This window comes from Phenylobacterium sp., from assembly GCF_019636135.1.
GTDB lineage: Bacteria > Pseudomonadota > Alphaproteobacteria > Caulobacterales > Caulobacteraceae > Phenylobacterium.
Genome location: NZ_JAHBYD010000012.1, coordinates 50728 through 75400 on the forward strand (window position 1 = coordinate 50728; position 24673 = coordinate 75400).

Annotated in this window: 17 protein-coding genes; 6 read left to right on the top strand and 11 right to left on the bottom strand. The window is 71.0% G+C overall.

The genetic code is table 11. The features are described 5' to 3' along the window. Positions 1-52: 52 nt before the first annotated feature. Together KF737_RS10300 and KF737_RS10305 are read right to left on the bottom strand one after the other, a co-directional pair. Positions 53-685, bottom strand: coding sequence for a redoxin domain-containing protein (locus tag KF737_RS10300; RefSeq protein ID WP_296454070.1), 633 nt, complete (start codon positions 683-685; stop codon positions 53-55). 30 nt (positions 686-715) lie between these two features. Continuing rightward, positions 716-2830 carry a protein-disulfide reductase DsbD gene (locus KF737_RS10305; protein WP_296454072.1) on the bottom strand — a complete coding sequence of 705 codons (2115 nt, stop codon included), beginning with the start codon at positions 2828-2830 and terminating at the stop codon, positions 716-718. A gap of 133 nt (positions 2831-2963) precedes the next feature. On the opposite strand from KF737_RS10305, the gene KF737_RS10310 reads away from it, so the two are divergent. After that, positions 2964-3356: an acyl dehydratase gene (locus tag KF737_RS10310; protein WP_296454073.1), complete on the top strand. Its 393-nt coding sequence runs from the start codon at positions 2964-2966 to the stop codon at positions 3354-3356. Between the two features lie 216 nt (positions 3357-3572). Here KF737_RS10310 and KF737_RS10315 read toward each other — a convergent pair whose 3' ends face one another. Continuing rightward, a complete protein-coding gene (locus KF737_RS10315; RefSeq protein WP_296454075.1) occupies positions 3573-4373 on the bottom strand; it encodes a SapC family protein in 801 nt (266 codons plus the stop codon). 170 nt (positions 4374-4543) lie between these two features. Here KF737_RS10315 and KF737_RS10320 point away from each other — a divergent pair, with 170 nt between their 5' ends. Beyond that, complete coding sequence (locus KF737_RS10320) at positions 4544-5323, top strand: phosphatase PAP2 family protein (protein WP_296454076.1); 780 nt, start codon at positions 4544-4546, stop codon at positions 5321-5323. Between the two features lie 186 nt (positions 5324-5509). On the opposite strand, the gene KF737_RS10325 is transcribed toward KF737_RS10320, so the two are convergent. The 4 genes from KF737_RS10325 to KF737_RS10340 all read right to left on the bottom strand — a co-directional run bounded on the left by KF737_RS10325 (position 5510) and on the right by KF737_RS10340 (position 10517). Next, a complete protein-coding gene (locus tag KF737_RS10325; RefSeq protein WP_296454078.1) occupies positions 5510-6037 on the bottom strand; it encodes a GNAT family N-acetyltransferase in 528 nt (175 codons plus the stop codon). After that, entirely contained in the window at positions 6034-6912 is an 879-nt protein-coding gene (gene aguB, locus KF737_RS10330; protein ID WP_296454080.1) for an N-carbamoylputrescine amidase, read from the bottom strand. Before aguB ends, KF737_RS10325 begins: the two co-directional genes overlap by 4 nt. Beyond that, complete coding sequence (locus KF737_RS10335) at positions 6912-7901, bottom strand: agmatine deiminase family protein (RefSeq protein WP_296454082.1); 990 nt, start codon at positions 7899-7901, stop codon at positions 6912-6914. The genes aguB and KF737_RS10335 overlap by 1 nt, the downstream gene beginning before the upstream one ends. Positions 7902-8024: 123 nt before the next feature. After that, positions 8025-10517 carry a TonB-dependent receptor gene (locus tag KF737_RS10340; RefSeq protein ID WP_296454083.1) on the bottom strand — a complete coding sequence of 831 codons (2493 nt, stop codon included), beginning with the start codon at positions 10515-10517 and terminating at the stop codon, positions 8025-8027. Positions 10518-10724: 207 nt separating this feature from the next. On the opposite strand from KF737_RS10340, the gene KF737_RS10345 reads away from it, so the two are divergent. Further along, a complete protein-coding gene (locus tag KF737_RS10345; protein ID WP_296454085.1) occupies positions 10725-12263 on the top strand; it encodes a glycosyltransferase family 39 protein in 1539 nt (512 codons plus the stop codon). A gap of 195 nt (positions 12264-12458) precedes the next feature. On the opposite strand, the gene msrA is transcribed toward KF737_RS10345, so the two are convergent. From msrA to KF737_RS10360, 3 genes are all read right to left on the bottom strand, one after another. Further along, positions 12459-13046, bottom strand: coding sequence for a peptide-methionine (S)-S-oxide reductase MsrA (gene msrA / locus KF737_RS10350; protein WP_296454087.1), 588 nt, complete (start codon positions 13044-13046; stop codon positions 12459-12461). 96 nt (positions 13047-13142) lie between these two features. Further along, a complete protein-coding gene (locus KF737_RS10355; RefSeq protein WP_296454089.1) occupies positions 13143-13787 on the bottom strand; it encodes a 3-oxoacid CoA-transferase subunit B in 645 nt (214 codons plus the stop codon). After that, on the bottom strand, positions 13788-14498 hold the full coding sequence (locus tag KF737_RS10360) for a CoA transferase subunit A (RefSeq protein ID WP_296454091.1): 711 nt from the start codon (positions 14496-14498) through the stop codon (positions 13788-13790). A gap of 108 nt (positions 14499-14606) precedes the next feature. Between KF737_RS10360 and KF737_RS10365 the strand changes: the two genes are divergently transcribed. Next, complete coding sequence (locus KF737_RS10365) at positions 14607-16487, top strand: monovalent cation:proton antiporter-2 (CPA2) family protein (protein WP_296454092.1); 1881 nt, start codon at positions 14607-14609, stop codon at positions 16485-16487. A 44-nt stretch (positions 16488-16531) separates the two neighbouring features. Continuing rightward, a complete protein-coding gene (locus tag KF737_RS10370; RefSeq protein WP_296454093.1) occupies positions 16532-17485 on the top strand; it encodes a 2-oxoglutarate and iron-dependent oxygenase domain-containing protein in 954 nt (317 codons plus the stop codon). A 156-nt stretch (positions 17486-17641) separates the two neighbouring features. Here the strand turns inward: KF737_RS10370 and KF737_RS10375 are convergent, their stop codons facing one another. Next, the gene (locus KF737_RS10375; protein ID WP_296454095.1) at positions 17642-19438 is read right to left on the bottom strand and encodes a M2 family metallopeptidase; all 1797 of its coding nucleotides are present in this window, start codon (positions 19436-19438) and stop codon (positions 17642-17644) included. A gap of 155 nt (positions 19439-19593) precedes the next feature. On the opposite strand from KF737_RS10375, the gene KF737_RS10380 reads away from it, so the two are divergent. Continuing rightward, on the top strand, positions 19594-24621 hold the full coding sequence (locus KF737_RS10380) for an alpha-2-macroglobulin (RefSeq protein WP_296454097.1): 5028 nt from the start codon (positions 19594-19596) through the stop codon (positions 24619-24621). Positions 24622-24673: the final 52 nt, after the last annotated feature.

The following is a 24673-nucleotide window of genomic DNA, read 5'->3' on the forward strand; positions in this document are numbered from 1 at the left end:
CTTTCGCATGGGTCCTCTCCCGTCTTCGCCCGCGCGCCCGGGAGAGGGGAGGTCAGTCGGCCGAGCCGTACTTCACGCTGCAGCCGTAGGGCCGGGTGGCGGCCTGGGCGACGGCGCGGCCGGCCTTCACGTCGGCCAGCGCGGCGGTGACGTAGTTCGTCGCGCCCTTCAGGCTGGACGGATCGGCCGAGGCCTTGTCGTCGATGCCGCCCATGTAGACGAGCTTGCCGGCCTTATCGATGACGTACATGTGCGGCGTGGTCTTGGCGTCGTAGGCGCGGCCGACCACGCCCTTCGGGTCCAGCAGCACGTCGGTCGAATGGGCGCCGGCCTTGGCCTTCCAGGCCTTGGCGCCCGCGCCGTCGAGGTAGCCCTGGAAGCCGGGGGCCGAACTGATGACCGTCAGCCAGACGACGCCGTCGGCGGTCGCCTCCTTCTGCAGGCCCTGCATGTTGCCCGAGTTGTAGTGCTTCTGGACGTAGGGGCAGCCGTTGTTGGTCCACTCGAGGACGACGGTCCGGCCCCTGAACTCGGCGAGCGAGCGGGCCTTGCCGCTGGCGTCGACGGCGGTGAAGGCGGGCGCCGCCTGGCCCAGCACGGGCGCAGTCGCGGCGAAGGCGGGGGTGGCCAGGGGGGCGGCCAGGGCGGCCGTGGCGGCGAGGATCAGAACGCGGCGGTCGAACATCTTTCGGCTCCGTCGTGGGGGGTTTGATCTCTAGCTCCTGCCGGCGGTGTCCAGCGCCTTGACGACGAGGCCCTCGGTCAGGAGCGACGGCAGGATAGCGGGTTCACCCCCCTTCGCGCCATACACGAGGTAGAGCGGCACCCCGGCGCGGCCGAAACGCGCCAGCTCGGCGGCGATGGCGGCGTCGCGCCTGGTCCAGTCGGCCTTGAGGTAGACGGCGTTGTTGCGCTTCAGCGCCTCGGAGACGGCGTTGGTGGAGAGCGCGACGCGGTCGTTCACCTGGCAGCTCACGCACCAGGCGGCGGTGTAGTTCACCAGGACCGGGCGGCCCTCGGCCTGGAGCGCGGCGAGTTTCTCCGGGCTGTAGGCCTCTTCGCTGAGCTCGGCGGCGCCGGAGCCGGCGGCGGGGGCGAGCGCATAGGCCGGCCAGACGGCGCCGCCCACGACCGCGGCGGCGATCAGGACGGTCGCGGCGATCGCGAGACCCACATGGCCCTTGCCCTGGACGTGCTGGCGCTGGGCGGCGCCAGCGATCCAGAGCGCCAGCGCCAGGACGATCGCGGCGGCCAGGATGCGCGGCACGGCGTCGGCGCCGGCCTGCACGGTCAGCACCCAGACGAGCCAGGCGGCGGCGCCGTACATGGGGAAGGCCAGCACCTTCTTGAAGACGTCCATCCAGGGGCCGGGCTTCGGCAGCGCGTTGACCAGCGCCGGGACGAAGGCGACGGCGACGAACGGCGCCGCGAAGCCGATCCCCAGGGCGAGGAACACCGTGAGCGCGGCGGCCGGCGGCTGGCCCAGCGCCCAGCCCAGGGCCGCGCCCATGAAGGGCGCCGTGCAGGGGGCGGCCACGACCACCGCCAGCACGCCGGTGAAGAACGAACCGGCCAGTCCGCCCTTCGACGCCAGGCCCGAGCCCACGCCCTGCAGCGAGGTCCCGATCTCGAAGACGCCGGAGAGGTTCAGCGCGACGGCCAGCATCAGGAGCGCGAGCGCGGCCACGACCGGCGGGTCCTGCAACTGGAAGCCCCAGCCCACGGCCGAGCCGCCCGCCCGCAACGCGATCAGCAGGCCGGCGAGCGCCAGGAAGGTGACCAGCACGCCCGCGCCGAACGCCAGGCCCTGGCGCCGCGCCTCGGCGTGTTCGCCGCCGTGGCCGGCCAGGGAGGCGGCCTTCATGGCCAGCACCGGGAAGACGCAGGGCATCAGGTTGAGGATCAGCCCGCCCACGAGCGCGAAGGCCGCGGCGCCCAGCAGGCCCAGGTTCGCGGCGGCCGCCGGGACGGCGACCCTGGCCGGCGGCGGGCCGAGGCCCGCGGCGGCGGCGGGCAGCGGGCCGGGCGCGGCGGTGACCTCGTAGGCCTTGCCGTCGAGGGCCAGGACGCCGCCGATCGCCTTCGGGCCGCCGGTCTGGAACTCGTAGCCGGGGGTCAGCGTCAGGGTCAGGCCCTCGGGGCCGCGCTCGATCGCCTGCGGCTGGGCGTGGTCGATCACCGTGCCGGAGAACGGGAAGAAGTAGGCGCCGGCGAGGTCCGCGCCCTTGAGGACGGCGCCGGTGATCGCGAGCTTCACGGCCTGGCCCTGCGTCTCGAACGCGCCCGTCAGGCCCGCGGGCTTCGGCGCGTCGGCCAGCACCTTCCGGATCTTCGCGCCCCACTGCGGGTCGAGCGGCGCGGGCGCGGCGGTGACCGGGAGCGCGAGGGTGAGCGTCGCGTCCTCGGGGATGCAGACCTCGGCGCAGACGAGGAACTGGGCCTTGGCGGTCAGCGTCACGGCCTGGCCGGGCGTGGCGTCGGCCGGCGCGGTGACCGTGAGCGGCAGCAGGACCTCGCCCTCGTAGCCGTAGTTCACCAGCGGGCCGATCGGCAGGCGGTGCGGCGTGGGCCAGGTGAAGTCGGAGATGGTCCAGCCGGCGGGCAGCGTCCAGTCGGCGCGGGTCGCCTCGCCCGAGTCGCCGGCGTTGCGCCAATAGGTGTGCCAGCCCTTCCGGATCTGCTGGCGGAGCGCGATGGTGACGCTCTGGCCGGGCGCGACGCCCTGGGCGGCCGGGACCAGCTCGGCCTGGAGGTGGCCGGTGTCGACGGGCGCGGCCGCCGCAGCGTTCGCGAGGAGCAGGGCAGAGAGAAGGCCCAACAGGAACCGCATCGACACCTCAGGATCCGACCTTGCCGGGACTACCGGCGCTATATGGCGCGCGGATGTCCGCCACGCAAAGCGGCTCGACAGCGCGGCCCCGCCCGCCATGATCGGCGAATCCCGCTGGTCTCAGGAGACGCCATTGCCCGCTTCGTTCGACGACATCGAGATCGGCCAGGTGGTCGGCCTGGGGGCGTGCGGCGTCGACGCCGAGGCGCTGAAGGTGTTCGTGGCCGCCTTCACGCCGGGCTGGGCGCCGGACCGCGGCGCGCCCGACGCGATGGTCTACGCGCTCTGGGCGAAGCTGGACGCCGTGGCGGCGACCGACTGGCCGCAGACCAAGCGCCTGGGCGTCGACGCGCTGCGCTGGATGCGCAACCCGCCCGCCGGCGAGCTGCTGCGGGGCCGGATGACGGTGATGGCCAAGGACCCCGTGGGCGACGACAAGGGCATCGTCATCGCCCAGCACGACCTGCTCGACGAGGCGGGCCGGCTGGTTTTCTCGTGCCTGACCCGGAGCGTGTTCACGCGATGATTCCCTCCCCATCAAGGCAGGGCGATCGCATATGGATGCGGGCGGCCGAAAGGCCGTCAGTCGAACCGCAGAGATCGCGGAGATACGCGGAGGATTCCCGTGGATCCACGACCCTCTCTGCGTGTCTCCGCGATCTCTGCGGTTCAAGAATCGGGCGGACGAGCCGCCCACAGGCCATATGCGATTGCCCTCCCCATCAAGGGAGGGACTGGCGCCTTAGTTCATGTTCGCCGGGGCTTCCTGGGCGGCCTTGGTCATGGCCAGCGCGATCAGGCGGTCCCAGCCGACGAGGCTGTGGATGTGGGCGTAGATCTGGCCGAGCGCGCCGTTGTCGCGCAGCTCGATGAACTTGTCGGCCGGAACCTTGTTCAGCTTCTCCTCGGAGACGCCGAAGTACTCGGCGATCTTCTGGGTCTCGCCCTGGGTGCCGTCGGGGTTCGCCGGCGTGAAGGTGGCCTCTTTGGTCTCGAACAGGTCGAGGTCCTTCAGGAGCTGCACGAAGCTCATCGTGCGCTGCCGCTCGACCTCGAAGTTGTTGCAGAAGTCGATGCAGTTCTTCGTGTACTCGGTCGGCTCGCCATTGGCCTCGAAGAAGGCCATGTCGTAGCCCTTGTCGGTGATGAACTCGGCGGCGCGGTCGATGCACAGCACCATCTGCTTGTTCTGGTCGTCGTTGGCGAAGACGAACGGATAGCGGCGCACGTAGGCCGGGATGTAGATGCCGCTCTCGAACGTGCCGTCGTCCTTCACGAACATGTTCTCGCCCGCGTTCAGGCCCATGACCGCGATCGGCAGCTTCTCTTCGCCGACGAAGATAATCGGGCCGGTGACGGCGGCCAGCGGGAACTCGCCCACGGTCAGCGGGATGGCGTGGCCGGCCTTGGCGAAGCCGAACGGGCCGTCCATGCGCTTCACGCCGAGCTTGGAGTGCAGCTCCTTCGCGAGCGGCTCGGGCTTCGAGTAGAACAGCACGTTGCCGGAGAGCTGGCCGGGCGCCTGCGGGGTGGTGGTGGTCATGGGAAACCTTCGGAAAAGAAGTTCGGAATCGCGGCGGTACGGGCGGTCCCCTCGCACGCAAGGTCGCCTCCTCTAGCCGATCCGGCCTCTAGCGGCAAATGCAGGCGGGCGCTTGCGCCTGCGGCGTTCAGCCCTTTCAATCCGTGGCCCCGTGTCCGGGAGACGCCGACGTGATCCGCCCCCTCGCCCTCGCCGCCACCCTCGCGCTGCTCTCCGCCGGCGCCACCACCGCCGACGCGCTGCAGGGCGACGGCAAGGACGCCTCGATGGGGCCGGTCCCGACCCGGCTCGTGGGCTACCTGAAGGACGGCGTGCTGAACGGCGTGGAGATCCTGGGGCCGCCGCCGGCGGCGGACTCCCCGCACGGCCGGGCCGACCGCACGGTGTTCGAGGAGACCCGCGCGCTGGAGGGCACGGCCCGCTGGAAGACGGCGCAGCAGGACAACGACCTCTGGGGCGGCGGCGCGGTGAAGCGGTTCTCCTGCGCCATGGGCGTGGAGCTCTCGGAGAGGACCACGCCGGTGACCTCGCGGATGCTGCATCGGGTCGAGCTGGACGTGCGCACGGTGGGGAGCCCCGCCAAGGCCGCCTACGACCGCAAGCGCCCGCTGATCGGCAACGACGCGCCGCTCTGCGTGCCGCGCGAGGACTGGATGAAGACCAACGCGTCCTATCCGTCGGGCCACGCGATGACGGCCTGGTCGTGGGCGCTGCTGCTGACCGAGCTGAAGCCCGACCGCGCGACGGCGCTGCTGGAGACCGGCAAGGCCGGCGGCGACAGCCGCGTGGTCTGCGGCGTGCATTTCCCGTCCGACGTGGAGGCCGGCCGAACCCTCGGCGCGGCGATGATGGCCCGCCTGCATGCCGATGCGGCGTTCCAGTCCGACCTCAGGAAGGCCAAGCGCGAGATCGCGCGGACGAAGGCTCAGCCCGCGGGGTGCGAGGGGTAGCCTCCTCTCCCCCGAGCGCCACCGGCGCGAAGAGAGGGAGAGGGCAGGGAGAGGGCGGCTCTGAGGTTCGATCCTGGCCGGCGGTCGCCCGACGACTCTCGCTGAACCGCCCGGAGCGGCCCCGGCGGCCTGCGCCGCCCTCTCCCTGCCCTCTCCCTCTCCGCTTCGCGGGGGGAGAGGCGGTGGCTACGGCCGCCTCGCCGCGAACACCACGTGCGGGCGGAGCGGGTGGCCGTCGGGCAGGCCGGTGTGGGTGAAGTCGCGGCTGGGGTCGGGGGCCATGCCGATGCGGCGCATGACGGCCTGGGAGCGGACGTTGGTCGAGGCGGTCCAGGCGAGGATCTCGTCCGTGTCGAGGTTGGCGAAGCCCCAGTCGAGGCAGGCCCGGGCGCCCTCGGTCGCCAGGCCCGTCCCCTGCGCGGCGACGGCGAGGCGCCAGCCCAGTTCGATGGCGACGGGGGCCGGGCCGGTCAGGTTGCGGCGGATGCCGATCATGCCGACCAACCTGCCGTCGGCCCGGGCCTCGGCGGCGTAGAAGCCGAAGCCGTCGGCGGCGACCTGGGCCATCACGCGGTCCACGAAGGCGTCCGACTGCTCGCGGCCGAACGGGCCGCCCAGCCACTCGCCCACGCGCGGGTCGCAGTTGACCTCGGCCATCGCGTCGCGGTCCCGGTCGCGGAACGGCCGCAGGATCAGGCGGTCCGTCTCGATCATGCGGGCCTGGGGCCGGTCAGCGCGCCGTAGAGATCGGTGCGGCGGTCGCGGAAGAAGCCCCAGGCGGCGCGGTGGGTCGCAAGGAAATCGAGGTCGAACTCGGCGGACAGCACGCCCTCGTCCTCGCGGCCCAGCGCGGCCACCAGGTCGCCCCGGTGGTCGGCGATGAAGCTGGAGCCGTAGAACTGCTGGCCGCCGTTCGGGTAGCCGTCCCAGGGCTCGAAGCCGGTGCGGTTGGCGCCCACCACCGGGATCACGTTCGAGACCGCGTGGCCCTGCATCGCGCGCCGCCACGGCGCGGCGGTGTCGAGGGAGGCGTCGTGCGGCTCGGAGCCGATGGCGGTGGGATAGAACAGCACCTCCGCGCCCATCAGCGCCATGGCCCGCGCGCACTCCGGGTACCACTGGTCCCAGCAGATGCCGACGCCGATGCGGCCGAAGCGCGTGTCCCAGACCTTGAAGCCGGTGTCGCCGGGCCGGAAGTAGTACTTCTCCATGTAGCCGGGGCCGTCGGGGATGTGGCTCTTGCGGTAGACGCCCATCAGCGAGCCGTCGGCGTCGGCCATCACCAGGCTGTTGAAGTAGTGCGGGCCCTCGCGCTCGAAGATCGAGATCGGGATCACGACGCCGAGCTCGCCGGCCAGCGGGGCGAGCGCGGTGACGGCCGGGTGCTCGCGCCACGGCCAGGCCGTGGCGAACCAGCGCTCCTCCTGGGCGACGCAGAAATAGGGGCCCTGGAACAGCTCGCTGGGCAGGATCACCTGCGCGCCCTCGGCCGCCGCGGCGCGGACGAAGCCCTCGGTCTTCGCGATGTTGGCGGCCATGTCCTCGCCGTAGGCGGTCTGGATGGCGGCGACCTTGATCGTGCGGGGCATCAGGCCGGCTCCTGCTGGGTGATGCAGTGGAAGGACCCGCCACCGGTGAGGATGGCGATGGACGGCAGGCCGATCACCTCGCGGCCGGGGAAGATCTCCCTGAGCACGCCGACCGCGAAGTCGCCCGGTTGCTTCTCGTAGATCGGCACGATGACGGCCTTGTTGGCGATCAGGAAGTTCATGTGGCTGGCCGGGATGGGGCCAGCCTCCCCGTCGATCCAGCCGGGCGACGGGATGCGGACCACCTTCAGCGGGGTCCCGTCGGCGTCGGTCATGCCGGAGAGGCGCCTGGCGGCGTCGTCATAGGCCTCCGCGTTCGGGTCGCCGCGGCCCCAGGCGACGGGGACGGCCACGGTCGCGGGCGCGACGAAGCGGGCCAGGTTGTCGACGTGGCCGTCCGTGTGGTCGTTGCGCAGGCCCTCGCCCAGCCACAGCACCTTGCGCGCGCCCAGGCTCCGGGCCAGCGCCTCCTCGGCGTCGGCGGTCGTCCAGCCGGGGTTGCGGTTGGGGTTCAGCAGGCACTGGCCGGTGGTCAGCACCGTGCCGCGGCCGTCGTGGTCGACCGCGCCGCCCTCCAGGACGAAGTCGTGGGCGACCAGCGGCGCGCCGGTCATCTCCGCGATCTGGTGGGCGACCGTGTCGTCGTGCTCCAGCTCGTACTTGCCGCCCCAGCCGTTGAAGCGGAACGCCAGCGCCTGGCCGCCGGCGAAGATCGGGCCGGTGTCGCGCAGCCAGATGTCGCCGAAGCGGCCCTGCATCAGGTCGATGCCGTCCACCCCGCCCAGCAGCTTGCGCGCGGCGTGCTCGCCGCCGGGGTGGCCGGTCATCACCCGCACGCGCTCGCCGCCGGGGCCGGCCAGGGCGCGGGCCAGCGCCGCCACCTCTTCCTGCGCGGCTTCGAGATCGTCCTGCCACAGCTCGGCGTGGCTGGGGAAACCCAGCCACATGGCCTTGTGCGGAGCCCACTCGGGCGGAACGACGAAGCTCATCGGCAGGTGTCCCTTCCAGAGGCGTGCGCAGATGGCCCCGACGGACCCCTGCGTCAAGCACGCAACGAAAAGGGCGGCCCGCGAGGGCCGCCCTTCCGCAACTCAGGCCCTGTCGCCCCGCGCCTAGAACTCGGCGTGCAGGGTGGCGATCAGCGTCCGACGATAGCCCGGCTGGCCGAGGGCCGTACCGGTCAGGTTCGTCGAGATGTCGCCCAGGTAGCGCTTGTCGAAGGCGTTCCGCAGGTTCACCTGGAGGTAGGTGTTCTTGATGGTGTCTTCGAACATCCCGAGCTTGCTGATGTTGAACCGCACGTCGAAGTCCACCAGCTCGTAGCCGCGGAACTTCTCGGTGTTGACCAGGTTCGTCCAGCGGTCGCCGACCCACTTCACCTGGGCGCCGAGGCTCAGCCATTCCGCCGGATCGTACTGGACGCGGGCGCTGCCCTGGTTCTTCGGCGTCTCGTACAGCTCCTTGCCCTTGGTCGCGAGGATGCCCGCGGTGGCGTTGCGGATGTCCTGCCTGATCTCCGAGTCGACGTAGGCGTAGGCGAACGTCGCGCTCAGGTAGTCGGTGGGCTTCACGCCGAACTGGGCGTCGAAGCCGCGGAGGCGGACGTCGCCCACGTTCTGCGAGAAGGCGACGCCCGACGGTTCGTCCAGCACGCGTTCGATGCGGTTGTGGAAGTCCGTCTGCCAGACCGCCGCCTGGAAGATCACGAGCGAGCTCTGGTAGCGCAGGCCGAGGTCGTAGGCGTCGGTCTTCTCCGGGCCCGGATCGACCAGGATCTGGTCGTAGAGGTCGTCCGTACGCGGCGCCGAGAGGGTCTTGGCGTAGCTGGCGTACACCGACCAGTTGTCGGTGATGTCGTAGCTGGCGCCGAGGTTCGGCAGGATGGCGTCGTACTTGCGCTTGAACGAGCGCGGGTTGCCATAGCGCAGCGTCGCGTTGGAGTTCAGCGTCGCGGCCGGGAAGGTGACCAGCGGGCGGCCCGTGCCGTCGTCGGTGCCCGCCACCGGCGTCGGCGTCTGGGTGGTGCAGTACGCGTTGAAGGTGTTCTGCTGGTAGCAGTAGTTGTTCAGGTCGCGCTTGAAGAACGGGGCGCGGACGCCGATGTTGACCAGCAGCTTGTCCTCCAGGAACCGGCCCCGGTACTCGGCGGCGACCTGGTTCAGCATCGCGATCGAATAGCGGTCACGCCGGCGCAGGTTGGTGCCGTCGGGCAGGGTGACCTGGTCGCCGTAACCATCCTTGCCACCGAACACATTGGACGGCGTGCCGTCCTGGTCGACGAAGCCGGCGTCGCCGGTCTGGCGGTGCTTGGCGCGGTCGAAGGTGTAGGCGACTCGGACGCTCTGGTTGTCGGCGAACTTCCAGATCAGCGACGAGGTGACGCCGTAGCGGCGGGTGTTCGTCGTGTTCGGGCGGTACAGGTAGACGCGGTCCAGGATGTCGCCGTCGCCGTTCAGGTCGACGCCGGCCGCCGTGGAGTTGCCGCGGAGCTGCGGGTCGTTTTCCGGGAAGACCTGCACGCCGCCGCCGTTGGCCAGCACGTACTGGAACGACGGGTCGACCGTCAGCGTGACGGTGTCGGTCAGGTTCCAGCGCGACAGGCCGCGGATGTTGCCCGTGTTCGACGGGTTGATGTTGAAGTCGTAGTAGCTGGTCGGGCAGGTGAAGGCGCCCGAGTTGTCGACCTGGGCCGAGCCGGCCGCCGCCGTCGGACGCAGGCAGGTCGTGGGCGAGACCAGCGTCGTATCGGGAGCGCCGGCCGCCGTCACGCCCTGGCGCTGGAAGGTCGCCAGGTTGATGCGGTTGATGAAGTTGTTGCGGTTTTCGTTGTAGTTGAAGATCAGGCTGGCTTCGCCGAAGTCGCCGAATTCCTGGTCGATCCGGGCGTTGAACTGCTTCTTCTCGATCTTGCCCCCCGGCTTGATCGGCGAGTTGTGGGGACGGAACAGGTCGTTCTTGGTGTAGAGGCCCGAAATCCACATCTTCGTGCCGAAGGGCCCGATCGCGCCGCTTTCGATGGTGGCGTAGTAGCGCTGGTAGTTGTCGTCGCCGGCGCCGACTTCGGCGCGGACGCCGAACTCGTCACGGGCGCGCTTGGTGATGTAGTTGATGGTGCCGCCGGCGGCCGCCGCGGTGGGGCTGTCCACGTCGGTGGTGCCCAGGTTGACCGTGACGCGCTCGATCAGGTCGGAATCGAGCTGCTGGTTCGGGTAGATGGCGTAGTTGCCGCTGTCGTTCAGCGGAACGCCGTCCTGCAGCAGTGCGATGCGCTGGCTGTCGATGCCGCGGATGACCACGTCGCCGCCGGCCGAGCCGAAGGGGTCGTTGTTGGTGAAGTTGACGCCGGGCAGCAGGTTGATGGTGTCGAGCACCGTCTGGCCGGGCATCTGGCGGCTGATGAACTCTTCCGAGATCCCCACCCGCGACTTCGGCTCCTCGATCGCGACGATCGAACCACCGATGTTCCTCGGACCGTTGGAGCCGGTGACGACCAGCTCTTCGACGATCGCCGTACCGCTGGACTGCGCGAACGCCGCGCCCGAAATCAGCAGGCCCGTGGCCAGCGCCGTCGTCGCGCAGAGCGCGCGGCTCAGTTTCATGTGCATTCAGTAGACCCCTTCCCACAGACCCAACCGACGGGCGCCCCTCCGGAAACCCCTGAGTCTTGGCGGCCCTATAGCGCCAAAAACCCGGCTATGGGTGATGGTTTTGTGACACATCCCAAGAGAGTGTCGCAGTGCGGCTCAAACGCATCAGTCTTTGCCCAATTGGGCGTCAGACTCTAGGGTCCCCGCCCCTGGAGAAAAGGTGAAATGACACCGTTCCCGACCGGCCGCGACGCGGGCAGCGAGACGCGATCGGCGATGCTGCTCGTCCTGGCGCTGACGGTCGCGCGCATGCTCGCGCTCTTCTCGACGCCGCTGGAGCTCTATCCCGACGAAGCCCAGTACTGGCTTTGGTCGCGCACGCTCGACTTCGGCTACTATTCGAAGCCGCCCGTGATCGCCTGGGCCATCTGGGCGACGACGGCGATCGGCGGCGACGCCGAGGCCTGGGTGCGGCTATCGGCCACGCTGTTCCAGGCCGGCGCCGCGCTCACGGTCTTCCTGATCGGGCGTCGGCTCTACGGGGCGCCCACGGGGCTCGCCGCGACGGCGCTCTACGCCCTGATGCCGGGGGTGCAGCTCTCGGCCCTGGTGGCGGCCACCGACGCGCCGCTCCTGATGTTCCTGGGCCTGACGATCCTGGCCTACGTCGAGCTGCTCGAGGCCGAAGGGCGGCGCAGGCCGGGGCTGGCGGCCGCCATGGGCGCGGCGCTGGGGCTGGCGTTCCTGTCGAAGTACGCGGCGGTCTACGCCCTGGTCGGGCTCATCATCCATCTGGCGGTGTCGAGGCGGGCGCGGGCGGCCTGGACGCCGGCGGCGGCGCTGGCGGCCGCGGTCGCGCTCGGCGCGGTGCTCGCGCCCAACCTCGCGTGGAACGCATCGCACCACTTCGCCACCTTCCAGCACACCGCCTCGAACGCCGCCTGGAGCGGGGTGCAGTTGTTCAACCTGGCGGCGCTGGGCGCCTTCGCGGGCTCGCAGTTCGGCGTGTTCGGGCCGATCCCGCTGGGCGCGCTGCTGGCGGGGGTCGCCCTGGCGGCGCGCCGGCGCAAGCTGTCCGAGGCCGACCTGACGCTGCTCTGCTTCGCCCTGCCGCCGCTGCTGATCGTCACGGCCCAGGCGTTCATCAGCCGCGCCAACGCCAACTGGTCGGGGGCGGGCTACCTGGCCGGTTCGATCCTGGCGGCCGCGTGGCTGGTGCGCTGGCGGGCCCGGCGCTGGCTGACGGCGGCGGTGGTCATGCAGGGGGCGGTCGCCGCCTTCTTCCTCGCGGCGGTGATCTCGCCGCCGCTGGCCGACCGCGTGGGCCTGGCCAACGGCCTGAAGCGCGCCCGCGGCTGGAGCCAGACCGCCGACCTGATCCTCGACCGCGCGGCGCGCGAGCCGGGGCTGACCGCCATCGCCGTCAACAACCGCTTCCTGTTCTATGCGACCGCCTATTACGGCCGCGACCGGTTCGCGACGGGCGCGCCGCCTCTGACCGCCTGGCTCCTGATGGGCGCGCCGCGCAACCAGGCCGAGACCGCCGCGCCGCTGACGCCGCGGATCGGCCGGCGGGTGCTGATGGTCAGCTACGAGGGCTGGCGCCGCGACGAGATGGAGGCCGACTTCGCCCGCGCCGCCGGCCTGGAGATCGGCAGCGTCCGGCTGGACCGGAAGCACCGGCGCAAGATCGAGATGTTCGTGGGCGAAGGCTTCGCGCCGAAGCCGCGCGGCCCCGAGGGGCCGGAGCCCGCAGAGCCTTGACTTTCGATGGCGCGGCAGCGCCGTTTCGATTCAACCACGAAGCGCACAAAGACCACGAAGGAGCCAGGATGGGCTGAGCGCGGTGCGCCTCTCGACTCTTCGTGGTCTTCGTGCGCTTCGTGGTTGAAAATAGCGCGCCTGCGGCGCACGGCTGGCGCCCAGGATCGAGTGCGGGCGCCCGGCCGTGGATTGGCCCTAGTGGGCTTCCTTGCCGCCCCACACCGCCCGCAGCGCCTGGGGCCGGCCGCAGCCGATGCGGTAGCGCTCGTAGGCCGCCGGGTTCTTCTTGTAGTAGTCCTGGTGATAGCCCTCGGCGTTGTAGAACGGCGCGGCGTTGCGGGTGGCCACCGTGATCGGGGCGCCCAGTTCCTTGCCGTACTTCGCTTTGGCGGCCTCGGCGACCGCGCGCTCCTCGGCGTTCGCGGTGAACACCGCCAGCTTGTAGGATGGGCCCTTGTCGCAGATCTGGCCGTAGGGGTCGGTCGGGTCGATGTGGTGGTAGTAGCTGTCGACCAGTTGGGCGTAGCTGATCTTCGCGGGATCGTAGGTGACCTTCACCGCCTCCAGGTGGCCGGCGTGGTTCTCATAGGTCGGGCTCGTCGAGGACCCGCCGGAGTAGCCCGAGACGGCGGAGACGACGCCCGGCGTCGTCTCGAACCCCTTCTCCATCGACCAGAAGCAGCCGCCGGCGAAGACCGCGGTCTTCAGGCCCGAAGCGGCGGGCGCGGCGCCGGCGACGAACGCCGCGGCGGCGAGGGTGACGGCAAAAGCCTGGATCTTCATGGGTGACAGGATTCCTCATGCCTCGCCCGGGCGGCAAGCGCCTTCACGGGCAATACGTGAGGAACCCTGCGGCGGCTTCAAGGCCTTCCCCGCCCATCAAGCGAGGGACGTCTCGAACGGGGCCTCGGTCTTGGCCTTCACCTCGTCCAGCGTGACGCCGGGGGCGAGCTGGAGCAGCGTCAGGGGCTTCCGGCCCCGGCCGACGTCGAAGACGGCCAGGTCGGTGACGACCAGGTCGACCACGCCCTGGCCGGTCAGGGGCAGGGTGCAGGCCTTGAGCAGCTTGGGCGCGCCGGTCTTCTCGGTGTGCTCCATGACCACGACCACGCGCTTGACGCCGGCCACCAGGTCCATGGCGCCGCCCATGCCCTTCACCATCTTGCCCGGGACCATCCAGTTGGCGAGGTCGCCGTTGGCGGCCACCTGCATGGCGCCCAGGATGGAGAGGTCGATGTGGCCGCCGCGGATCATCGCGAAGCTGTCGGCCGAGCTGAAGTAGGACGATGACGGCAGCGCGGTGATCGTCTGCTTGCCGGCGTTGATCAGGTCGGCGTCGACCTCGGTCTCGGTGGGGAACGGGCCCATGCCCAGCATCCCGTTCTCGCTCTGCAGCGTCACGTGCATGCCGGCGGGGATGTGGTTGGCCACCAGGGTCGGGATGCCGATGCCCAGGTTCACGTAGAAGCCGTCGCGCAGCTCCAGCGCGGCGCGCGCGGCGATCTCGTCGCGGGTCCAGGCCATCTAAGCGGCTCCTTCCAGCTTGCGGACGGTGCGCTGCTCGATGCGCTTCTCGAACGCGCCCTCGAGCAGGCGATCGACGAAGATGCCCGGCGTGTGGATGTTGTCCGGATCGAGCCTGCCGGTCTCGACCAGGCGTTCGACCTCGGCGACGCAGACCTTGCCGGCGGTCGCCATCATCGGGTTGAAGTTCCGGGCGGTCATCCGGTAGGTCAGGTTGCCCTCGCGGTCGCCCTCGTAGGCCTTCACGATGGCGAGGTCCGCCGTCAGCCCGCGCTCCATCACGTAGAGCTCGCCGTCGAACTCGCGGACCTCCTTGCCCTCGGCCACCAGGGTGCCGACGCCGGTCCTGGTGAAGAAGGCCGGGATGCCCGCGCCGCCGGCGCGGATGCGCTCGGCCAGCGTGCCCTGCGGATTGAACTCCAGCTCCAGCTTGCCGGACAGGTAGAGCTCGGCGAACAGCTTGTTCTCGCCCACGTAGGACGAGATCATCTTCCTGATCTGGCCGCCGGCCAGCAGGATCCCCAGGCCGAAGTCGTCGACCCCGCAGTTGTTGGAGATCACGGTCAGGTCCTTCACGCCCGAGGCGCGGATCGCCGCGATCAGGTTTTCGGGGATGCCGCACAGCCCGAAGCCGCCCGCCATGATGGTCATGCCGTCGAAGAGCAGCCCTTGCAGCGCCTCGACCGCGTCCTTGCGCACCTTGTCAGCCATGCCCGCCTGATACGCCGCAAACCGCCGGTTGAGAATGGCCCGGCGAAAATAATTCATCGGATGATGATTTGAGACAGGAGGCCGGGGTTCGGGTCTAGAGTGGACGCCATGCCCGCCGAGTCCTTCCTCATCCAGGCCCTGGTCTACCTCGCGGCCGGCGTCATCTCGGTGCCGATCGCCAAGCGGCTGGGGCTGGGGTCGGTGCTGGGCTACCTCATCGCAGGCGCGGTCGTGGGGCCGTTCGTGCTCGACCTCGTGGGCGAGGCGGGCGACGTGATGAAGTTCGCCGAGTTCGGCGTGGTGATCCTCTTGTTCCTGATCGGACTGGAGGTGCGGCCCGCGCTGCTGTGGGAGATGCGCCGGTCGATCTTCGGCCTGGGCCTGATGCAGATGCTGTCGAGCGCCCTCGCGATAGGCGCCATTGCCCTCGCCCTGGGCGCCCCGCTGCCGGTGGCGACGGCCGTGGGCCTGATCCTGGCGATGTCGTCCACCGCCATCGTGCTCTCGAACCTGGAGGAGAAGGGGCTGCGGCAAGGGCCGGTGGGGCAGGCGGCGTTCGGGGTGCTGCTGTTCCAGGACCTGGCGGTGATCCCGCTGTTCGCGCTGTTGCCGTTGCTGGCGGCCGGAGGCGCCGCGCCGGCCGGCGCCGTGGCCTCGCCGCACGCGGGCGTCCTGGGCGGCCTGCCCGAATGGCTGCGCGTGCTGGCGACCTTCGGGGCGGTGGCGGTCGTGGTTGTCGGCGGCCGCTACCTGACCCGGCCGATGTTCCGCTTCATCGCCGCGGCGCGCCTGCGCGAGATATTCACCGCCTCGGCTCTGCTTCTGGTGGTGGGCGTCGCGGCGCTGATGGAGGCCGTGGGCCTGTCGCCCGCGCTGGGCGCCTTCCTGGCGGGCGTGGTGCTGGCCGAAAGCGAGTTCCGCCGCGAGCTGGAGACCGACATCGAGCCGTTCCGCGGCCTCTTGCTGGGCCTCTTCTTCATCACCGTGGGGGCGGGCCTGAACTTCGCGCTGATCGCCGAGCGGCCGGTCACCATCGTCTCGCTGACGCTCGCGCTGATGGCGGCGAAGTTCCTGGCGATGGCGGCCGTGGGCGCGGTGATGCGGAAGAACTTCCGCGACTGCGGGACGGTCGCCGTCTCGCTGGCGCAGGGCGGCGAGTTCGCCTTCGTGCTGCTGGCGTTCGTGACCCAGGCGCGGGTGATGACGCCGGAGGAAGCGGCGCTGGCGACGGCGGTGGTGGCGCTCTCGATGGCCCTGACGCCCCTCGCCTTCATCGCCTGGGAGCGGCTGGTGCTGGCGCGCTCGGCGGCGCTGGCCGAGCCCGAGCGGCTGCCGTTCGACACGGACACGCCGGACGCGATCGTCGCGGGTTTCGGGCGCTTCGGGCAGATCGCGACGCGCCTGCTCACCGCCAACGACTTCAAGGTGGTGCTGCTGGACAGCTCGATCGAGCAGATCGACACGCTGCGCCGCTTCGGCTGGCGGGTCCACTACGGCGACGCCGCGCGGCTCGACCTGCTGCGGGCCGCCGGCGCCGACAAGGCCAGGATGCTGCTGGTCGCCATCGACGACAAGGACAAGGCGGTCGAGCTGGTGAAGGCCGCCACCGAGTACTTCCCGAACCTCACCATCATCGCGCGCGCCTTCGACCGGCGGCACGCCTACGAACTGATCCGGGTGGGCGGCGACGAGGTGGTGCGCGAGACCTTCGAGAGCGCGCTGCTGTTCGGCAAGAAGGCGCTGCTGCGCCTGGGCCTCTCGGACCGGCGCGCGGGGCGCGCGGTCAGCCTGTTCCGCGAGCACGACCTGAAGCTCTTCAACAAGCTGGCGCCGGTCTACGGCGAGGAGGAGCAGTACGCGATGGCCGTCCGCGACAGCCGCGAGACCATGGAGAAGCTGCTGGGCGAAGAGATGCGCCGGCTGCGCAAGGAAGAGGCGGAGGAGGCCGACAACGACCGCGCCGCCCGCCGCCGCGCCGAGGCGGGATAGCCGCGGCGGTTGGAGCCGCAATAGGCCGGGTGTAGAACGCGTCCATGAGCCAAGCGCACCAGATCCAGGACCGGATCGAACCCGTCTCCTTCAGCCTTTTCTCGAAGGATTTCGACGCCTTCACCCGGAAGCTGGGCGACAGCTACGCCCGCTGGGGCTTCGCGGTGATCGCCGACCACGGCCTGCCGCAGGACAAGGTCGACGCCGCCATCGCGCAGATGAAGGCCTTCTTCGCCCTGCCCGAGGAGACGAAGAAGAAATACAAGCTCGGCGTCGGCGGGCAGCGCGGCTACACGCCCTTCGGCATCGAGACGGCCAAGGGCGCCACGCACTTCGACCTCAAGGAATTCTGGCACGTGGGCCGCGACCTGCCGCCCGGCCACAAATTCCGCGACCACATGGCCGACAACGTCTGGCCCGACGACGAGCTGCCCGACTTCCACGAGAAGGTGCAGTGGCTCTACGGCGCGCTGGACGCCATGGGGCTGAAGGTGCTGGAGGCGATCTCGTCCTACCTGGGCCTGCCGCGCCACTTCTTCGACGACAAGGTGGACGTCGGGAACTCGATCCTGCGCCTGCTGCACTATCCGCCGGCGCCCACGGACGGCCCGCACATCCGCGCCGGCGCGCACGAGGACATCAACGTCATCACCCTCCTGCTCGGCGCCGAGGAGGCGGGGCTGGAGGTGAAGGACCACGACGGCCGCTGGATCGCGATCAATCCGCCGCCGGGATCGCTGGTCTGCAACATCGGCGACATGCTGCAGCGGCTGGTGAACCACAAGCTGCCGTCGACGACCCACCGGGTGGTGAACCCGGCCCCCGAGCGGCGCGGCTTCCCGCGCTACTCGACGCCGTTCTTCCTGCACTTCAACTCGGACTACCTGATCGAGACCCTGCCGCAGACGATCGACGCGGCCCATCCGAACCGGTACCCGGAGCCGATCACGGCGGACGGCTACCTCCAGGAGCGGCTGAAGGAGATCAAGCTGGCGTAGCTTCCCTCCCTTAATGGGGAGGGACAGACCGCGAAGCGGTCAGGGTGGGGCAGTAGGGTGCGAAAACTCAGAGGTTGGGGTTAGCCCAGGCTTCCCCACCCTGCTCGCCGTCGGCGAGCTGTCCCTCCCCATTAAGGGAGGGAAGGGCCTCTCAGCTCACCACCCGCACTGCTGGCCCTTGTTCTGCTTCACGAGCCAGCCTTCCAGTGGCTTGAAGTATTCCACGACGGCGCTGGCGTCGGCGCGGCTTTCGCCGGTGAACAGCTTCAGCGTTTCCGGCCACGGCTGGCTCTGCCCCGCCTGGAGCATGGCGTTGAGCTTCTCGCCCACCGCCTTCTGGCCGTAGATCGAGCAGCGGTGCAGGGGTCCCTTCCAGCCGGCTTGCGCGCAGGCGGCGCGCTGGAACTGGAACTCGTAGACGTGGGCCATGAAGTAGCGGGCGTAGGGGACGCCGGCGGCCACGTGGTACTTCGCGCCGGGGTCGAAGGCGTCGGCGGGGCGCGGGCCGGGCGGGACGATGCCCTGGTACTGCAGCTTCAGCTTCCACCAGGCCTCGTTGTAGTGCGCCGGATCGACCGAGCCGTCGAACACCTGCCAGCGCCATTTGTCGACCATCAGGCCGAACGGCATGAAGGCGATCTTGTCGAGCGCCATCTTCAGCAGGAACGGGATGTCCTCGGCCTCGCCCGGCACGGTGTCGATCAGGCCGATCTGCTTCAGGTAGGTGGGGGTGAAGGCCGAGAGGCCGACGAAGTCGCCGATGGCCTCGTGGAAGCCGTCGTTCGCGCCGTTCTTGAACAGGAAGTCCTGCCCGGCGTAGGCGCGCTGGTAGAAGTTGTGGCCGAGCTCGTGGTGGACGGTCTGGAAGTCGTCGGCGTTCACCTTCGTACACATCTTGATGCGGATGTCGTTCTTGTCGTCGAGGTCCCAGGCCGAGGCGTGGCAGACGACCTCGCGGTCGCGCGGGCGGACGATCAGCGAGCGCTCCCAGAACGTCTGCGGCAGGGGATCGAGGCCCAGCGAGGTGTAGAAGCCCTCGCCGGTCTTCACCATCTTCACCGCGTCGTAGCCCTTGTCCGCGAGCAGCTTGTCGAGGCTGTAGCTGCTGGCGACGCCCCTGGGCTGGACCACGTCGTAGATCGAGCCCCAGCGCTGGGCCCACATGTTGCCCAGCAGGTCGGCGCGGATCGGCCCCTTCTTCGGCTGCACGGCGTCGCCGTACGTCTCGTTGAGCCGCGTGCGGACGTAGCAGTGCAACTGCCTGTAGAACGGCTCCACCTGCTTCCAGAGGCGGTCCTCCTCCGCGGCGAAGGCGTCGGGCTCCATGTCGTAGCCGGAGCGCCAGAGCGCGCCGGTGTCCTTGAAGCCCATGCCCCTGGAGCCCTCGTTCAGCAGGGCGGCGAGCCTGGCGTAGTCGGGCTTCATGACCGGGGCGACCGAGTGCCAGCCCTCCCAGACGGCCTTCAGCGCGGCCGGGTCGCGGCTCTGCGCCAGCACGTCCTCGGCGTCGTTGAGCGTCAGCGTCCTGCCGCCGTACCGGAACTTGCCGGTGGAGTAGATGCTGTCGAGCTTGGTCGCGAGGCCCGCCACCTCGGCGGCCGCGCCCGGGCGGTCGGGCGCGGGCAGCGACAGGTAGAGCTTGAGCAGCTTCAGCTTGCGCGCCGTGGCCGCGTCGGTGGCCACGCCGTCGAACGTCGCGGCCTCCTTGGCGAGCTTCGTGACGAGCTCCTTCTGTTCGCCGTTCACCTTGGCCTCGATCCACTGGCTGTCCTCGGTGATGAAGTTGGCGCGGATCCACTGGGCGCGGTTGGCGTACTCGTTCATCGCCGCGAGCCGGGTTTCGGCGCGCTCGATGAAGGCCTTGGCGTCCGCCGGCGTGGGCGCCTGGGCGGCGGCCGGTCCGGCGGTCCAAAGCAGGGCGGCCGCGCTGGCGGCCAGAAGCATTGATTTCATTGTTGTTTCCGAGCGATTCCTGGTCCGCGCCCTGAGCGCGGCGTGTAGCCCATGCAACGCCGGCAAAACCTTCGTCGTCAAGCGCCCGGCGCCCATTGACGGCGGCCCTGCTCAGCGGGTCCCATCGTTCGCGTAGCTGGTTCCCGGAGGGTGTCATGTCGGTCGGCGGCGGGTCGGATTCCGAAGGCTCGGCGCCGTCCTGGCGCGACCGCGTGCTCGGCGTGTTCCGGCGCCAGACATCGCTCGCCGTGGCGGGCTTCGTGGCGCTGGCCGCGTTCGGCGGCGGCGTGGCCGCGACTGTCGCAGTGAACGGTTTCGGCGCCCGGCCGGCCGCCGTGCAGGGCGATGCGTCGGCCGGGCCGTCCTGGGCCTTCTTCGGCAAGCCGCGCGGGGCCGACGCGCGACGCCGCGGCGTGCCCAGGCCTGCGGGCTTCGCCGTCTGGACCTCGCGCTTCGACGTGGCCGGCGACGAGCCGCGCGCCTGCATCCGCATGAGCCGGCCGCTGGATGCGGCGCGGCCCTACGGGGACTACGTCACCGTCTCGCCGGCGCTGGCGACGCGGCCCGCCGTGACCGTGACGGGCGACGAGCTCTGCGTGGGCGGCATCGGCTTCGTGGACCGCACCGTGACCCTGCTGAAGGGGCTGCCCGGCGCCGGCGACGCGAAGCTCGACCGCAACGTCGAGGTGGCCTTCGCCGCCAGCGAGAAGCCGCCCTACGTGGGCTTCGCCGGCCTGGGCGTGATCCTGCCGCGCGAGGACGCCGACGGCGTGGGCCTCGAGACGATCAACGTCAGCCGCCTGCACATCGAGGTGTGGCGCGTCGTCGACCGCAACCTGGTGCGCAAGTCGATCAGCGCGCCCGATCCGACCGGCGAGGGCGAGTACGCCGACACCTATGGCGAAGACACGCCGCGCGGCGAAGGCCGGCTGATCTGGAAGGGCGACGTGGCGGTGCGCGGCCGGCCGGGCGAGCGGGTGACCACCGTCTTCCCGCTGGGCGCGGTGCTGAAGGAGATGCAGCCGGGTGGCTACGTCATCAAGGCCAAGGACGCCTCGGGCCCGCGCGGCCTGAAGCGCGACGACGACGAGGACGGCTATGACGACGACCCGCCCGCCCAGGCGCGGCGCTGGGTGATGTTCACCGACATGGCGCTGACCGCCTACCAGGGCTCGGAGGGGCTCGACGTGGTGGTGCGGTCGCTGAAGTCGGCCAGGACGCTCTCGAACCTGCGCGTGGCGCTGGTGGCCGGCAACGGCGAGGACCTGGCCGAGACCCGCTCGGACGCCTCGGGCCGGGCGCGGTTCGACAAGCCGCTCCTGGAGGGCAAGGCCGCCGAACACGCCAGGATGGTGATGGTCTATGGCCCGCAGGGCGACCTGGCCGTCCTCGACCTCGACCGCGCGCCGGTCGACCTGTCGCGCGAAGGGATCGGCGGGCGAAACGACAACGGCGGCGGCGCCGGCCCGGTCGACGCCTACCTCTACGCCGACCGCGGGGTCTACCGGCCCGGCGAGACGGTGCGCCTGAACGCCCTGCTGCGCGACCGCGAGGCGCGCGCGGTCAAGGCGCGCAAGGGCTACATCGTCGTGCGCCGGCCCTCGGGCGTGGAGCTGATCCGCTACGGGTTCGAGAAGACGCCCTACGGCTCGGCCGCCGCCAGCGTGGTGCTGCCCAGGAGCGCGCCGCGCGGCCGCTGGCGCGCGACCGTCGAGATCGACGGCGTCGAGCAACCGGCGGGCGAACTCGCCTTCGCCGTCGAGGACTTCGCGCCGCAGCGGCTGGAGGTGACGGCCAAGGGCGACGAGCAGGTCCCCCTGCGCGGCGACGAGATCCGGGCGATCGCCGTCTCGGCGCGGTTCCTCTACGGCGCGGCGGGCGCGGGCCTGCAGACCCAGGGCGAGGCGCGGCTGCGCGTCGACCGCGATCCCTTCCCGCAGTTCAAGGGCTACCAGTGGGGCGACCAGCGGACGCCCTTCGACGAGCAGTTCCTGGACCTGGAGACCACGGTCACCGACGGCGAGGGCCGGGCGGTGGTGCATCTGTCGTCGGCCGCGGCGCAGGGGACGACCCAGCCGCTGGAGGCCGCCGTGGTCGCCTCGGTGTTCGAGCCGGGCGGGCGGCCGGTGCGCGAGGGTGTGACCTTCAAGGTGCGCCCGGCGGCCTACTACCTGGGCGCCAGGATCGACCAGGGCGTGGCCTCCGGCGGGACCGATCCGGTGGTCAGCGCCGACGTCATCGCCGTCGATCCCTACGGGCGGCAGCGCGCGCAGGGCGGGGTGACCTACACCCTGATCAAGGAGGCCTGGACCTACGACTGGTTCCAGCAGGACGGCCGCTGGCAGTGGCGCAGGTCCAGCCGCGACGTGGCGGTGCAGCGCGGGACGCTGAACATCCCGGCCAAGGGCGGCGCGAAGATCCAGCGGCGGCTGGGCTGGGGCGACTATCGCCTGGAGATGCAGGGGCCGGGCGGCGCGGTCAGCGTCATCCGCTTCGCCTCGGGCTGGGGCGAGCCGGCGAAGGACGTCGATGCGCCCGACCTCGTGCGCGTAAGCGCGGGCGTCAAGGCCTACAGGCAGGGCGACACGGTCGAGATCACCCTGAAGCCGCCCTATGCCGGCGAGGCGCAGATCGCCGTCGCCACCGACCGGATCGTCGACTTCAAGAGCGTGTCGATGAGCGCCGCGGGCGGGACGGTGCGGCTGAAGTCGACCGCGGCCTGGGGCGGCGGCGCCTACGTCCTGGTGAGCGTGATCCAGCCGCGCGACGCGGTGAGCTCGCCGAAGCCGGGCCGGGCGCTGGGCGTCGTCTACGTGCCGCTGGACCCCAAGGACCGGAAGCTGGCGGTGGATATCGGCACGCCGACGAAACAGCATTCGAAGGCGAAGCTGGACGTGCCGCTGACCATCAAGGGCCAGCCGATCGGCTCGAAGGTGCGCGTCACCGTGGCCGCGGTGGACGAGGGGATTCTCAGGCTCACCAAGTTCCAGAGCCCCGATCCGGTGAAATGGTACTTCGGCAAGCGGGCGCTGCGCGTCGACCTGCGCGACGACTACGGCCGCCTGCTGGACCCCAACCTGGGCGCGCCGGCCAACGTCAACTTCGGCGCCGACGAGATCGGCGGCGAGGGGCTGACGACCACGCCGATCCGCACCGTGGCCCTGTGGTCGGGCGTGGTGGAGACCGACCGCCTGGGCCGCGCGACCATCCGCCTGCCGGCGCCCGACCTGAACGGCGAGCTGCGGCTGATGGTGGTGGCCTGGACCGACGACGCGGTGGGCGGCGCCTCGAAGCCGCTGACCGTGCGCGAGCCCGTGGTGGCCGAGCTGAACCTGCCGCGGTTCATGGCCCCGGGCGACCGGGCGCTGGCGACGCTGGAGCTGCACAACCTCGAAGGCCGGCCGGGCGACTATACGGCCAGCATCGCGGGCAAGGGCGGGTTCCTGGCGAACCTCACGCGCCTCTTCCGCCTGCCGCTGGGCCAGCGCACGACCGAGCGCGTGGCGTTCGACGCGCCGCGGCGCGCGGGCGTCGGCGCGGTCAGCTTCCGCGTCACCGGCCCGGGCTTCACGACCGCCCGCGACCTGCCGATCCAGAGCCGGCTGGGCTGGGGCCGCGTCACCCGCACGACGACGACGCTGCAGCAGCCGGGCGAGGCCTATACGCCCGCCGCCGCGCTGATGGCGGGGCTGGCGGCCGGCGACGTGACGATGCAGGTGAGCTACTCGCCGTTCCGCGGCTTCGACCCGGCGCCGATCGCGGCCTCGCTGTCGCGCTATCCCTACGGCTGCACCGAGCAGCTCGTGTCGGGCGCCTATCCGCTGCTCTACGGCGCCGAGATCGACCCGAAGCTGAAGCGTGCGACGCCGGCGCTGAACACGGCGGTCGGCAAGCTGCTCGACCGCCAGAGCCTCGATGGGGCCTTCGGCCTCTGGAGCGTCGGCGACGGCGAGGCCGACCCGTGGATCGGCGCCTACGCCACCGACTTCCTGGTCGAGGCAAGGAAGCTGGGCGCGCCCGTGCCGCAGGCGGCGATGGACCGGGCGCTCTCGGCCATGCGCGAGGTCTCCAAGCCCGACGGCTATGCGAGCCTTTCCTACCGCATGGACTACCCCGGCTGGTGGGCCTCGACGCCCGAGCAGTCGGAGAAGGAGACGCGGGTGATGCGCCGGCGCGCCTCGGCCTATGCGCTCTACGTGCTGGCCAAGGCCGGCCGGGGCGACCTCGCCCGCCTGCGCTGGTGGAACGACGTGCAGATGAAGGACGAGGCCTCGCCGCTGGCCCGCGCCCAGGTGGCGACGGGCCTGGCGCTGATGGGCGACCGGGCCCGCGCCCGCGCCGCCTTCCGCGAGGCCGCCGCCGTGCTCGGCTACAAGGAGCGCTGGGACTGGTACCAGAGCCCGCTGCGCGACCTCGCCGGCGTCATCGCCCTGGCCTACGAGGCCGGCGAGCCCGGGATCGCGCGGTCGCTCCAGGCGCGCCTGGAGAACGCAGTGAAGGACCCCGACGCCCTGAACACCCAGGAGCAGGCGCGCCTGCTGCAGGCGGCGCACTTCATGCTGGCCGCTTCGGGCCGCCCGGCGATCCAGGCGAGCGGCGTCACCCAGATGCCCTCGGCGGGCGGCGCGCCGCGCTGGTCGGTCGGGCGGCTGGTCGACGCGCGGTTCGTGAACGCCGGCAAGGGCGGCGTCTGGCGGACGGTCACCGTCACCGGCGCGCCGATCGCGGCGCCGGCGCCCGCGTCCAACGGCCTCTCGGTGTCGAAGACGCTGTTCACCCTGCGCGGCCAGCCCGTGGACCCCGCGGCGGTGCGCCAGGGCGACCGGATCGTCGTGCGCATCGCCGGCCGCTCGCAGCAGGCCCGCGGCCTGCCGCTGGTGGTGGACGACGCCCTGCCGGCGGGCTTCGAGATCGAGACCGTGCTGGGACCCGACGACGCCAAGAGCGGCCCCTTCCCGTTCCTCGGCAAGCTGACGACGGCGTCGGCGCAGGAGGCGCGCGACGACCGCTACGTCGCCGCCGCCCAGGTGGCGGGGAACGGCGAGTTCGCCTTCGCCTACGTCGCCCGCGCGGTGACCCCCGGCGACTTCCTGCTGCCCGGCGTCGAGGCCCGCGACATGTACCGCCCCGGCGTCGCCGCCCGCACCGCGCCGCGCCGCACCTCGATCGCGCCGGGGGCGTAGTGCGACGGGTCAGCGTCCTGCGCGCCGCAGGCGCCCTGTTGCACCGCAGAGG

Coding starts and splice junctions, on each gene's coding strand:
- KF737_RS10370 (WP_296454093.1), top strand. CDS start 16,532: ATGAGCCAAGCGCACCAGATCCAGGACCGGATCGAACCCGTCTCCTTC.
- KF737_RS10305 (WP_296454072.1), bottom strand. CDS start 2,830: ATGCGGTTCCTGTTGGGCCTTCTCTCTGCCCTGCTCCTCGCGAACGCT.
- KF737_RS10355 (WP_296454089.1), bottom strand. CDS start 13,787: ATGGCCTGGACCCGCGACGAGATCGCCGCGCGCGCCGCGCTGGAGCTG.
- KF737_RS10315 (WP_296454075.1), bottom strand. CDS start 4,373: ATGACCACCACCACCCCGCAGGCGCCCGGCCAGCTCTCCGGCAACGTG.
- KF737_RS10335 (WP_296454082.1), bottom strand. CDS start 7,901: ATGAGCTTCGTCGTTCCGCCCGAGTGGGCTCCGCACAAGGCCATGTGG.
- KF737_RS10340 (WP_296454083.1), bottom strand. CDS start 10,517: ATGCACATGAAACTGAGCCGCGCGCTCTGCGCGACGACGGCGCTGGCC.
- KF737_RS10300 (WP_296454070.1), bottom strand. CDS start 685: ATGTTCGACCGCCGCGTTCTGATCCTCGCCGCCACGGCCGCCCTGGCC.
- KF737_RS10380 (WP_296454097.1), top strand. CDS start 19,594: ATGTCGGTCGGCGGCGGGTCGGATTCCGAAGGCTCGGCGCCGTCCTGG.
- KF737_RS10375 (WP_296454095.1), bottom strand. CDS start 19,438: ATGAAATCAATGCTTCTGGCCGCCAGCGCGGCCGCCCTGCTTTGGACC.
- aguB (WP_296454080.1), bottom strand. CDS start 6,912: ATGCCCCGCACGATCAAGGTCGCCGCCATCCAGACCGCCTACGGCGAG.
- KF737_RS10345 (WP_296454085.1), top strand. CDS start 10,725: ATGACACCGTTCCCGACCGGCCGCGACGCGGGCAGCGAGACGCGATCG.
- msrA (WP_296454087.1), bottom strand. CDS start 13,046: ATGAAGATCCAGGCTTTTGCCGTCACCCTCGCCGCCGCGGCGTTCGTC.
- KF737_RS10365 (WP_296454092.1), top strand. CDS start 14,607: ATGCCCGCCGAGTCCTTCCTCATCCAGGCCCTGGTCTACCTCGCGGCC.
- KF737_RS10360 (WP_296454091.1), bottom strand. CDS start 14,498: ATGGCTGACAAGGTGCGCAAGGACGCGGTCGAGGCGCTGCAAGGGCTG.
- KF737_RS10325 (WP_296454078.1), bottom strand. CDS start 6,037: ATGATCGAGACGGACCGCCTGATCCTGCGGCCGTTCCGCGACCGGGAC.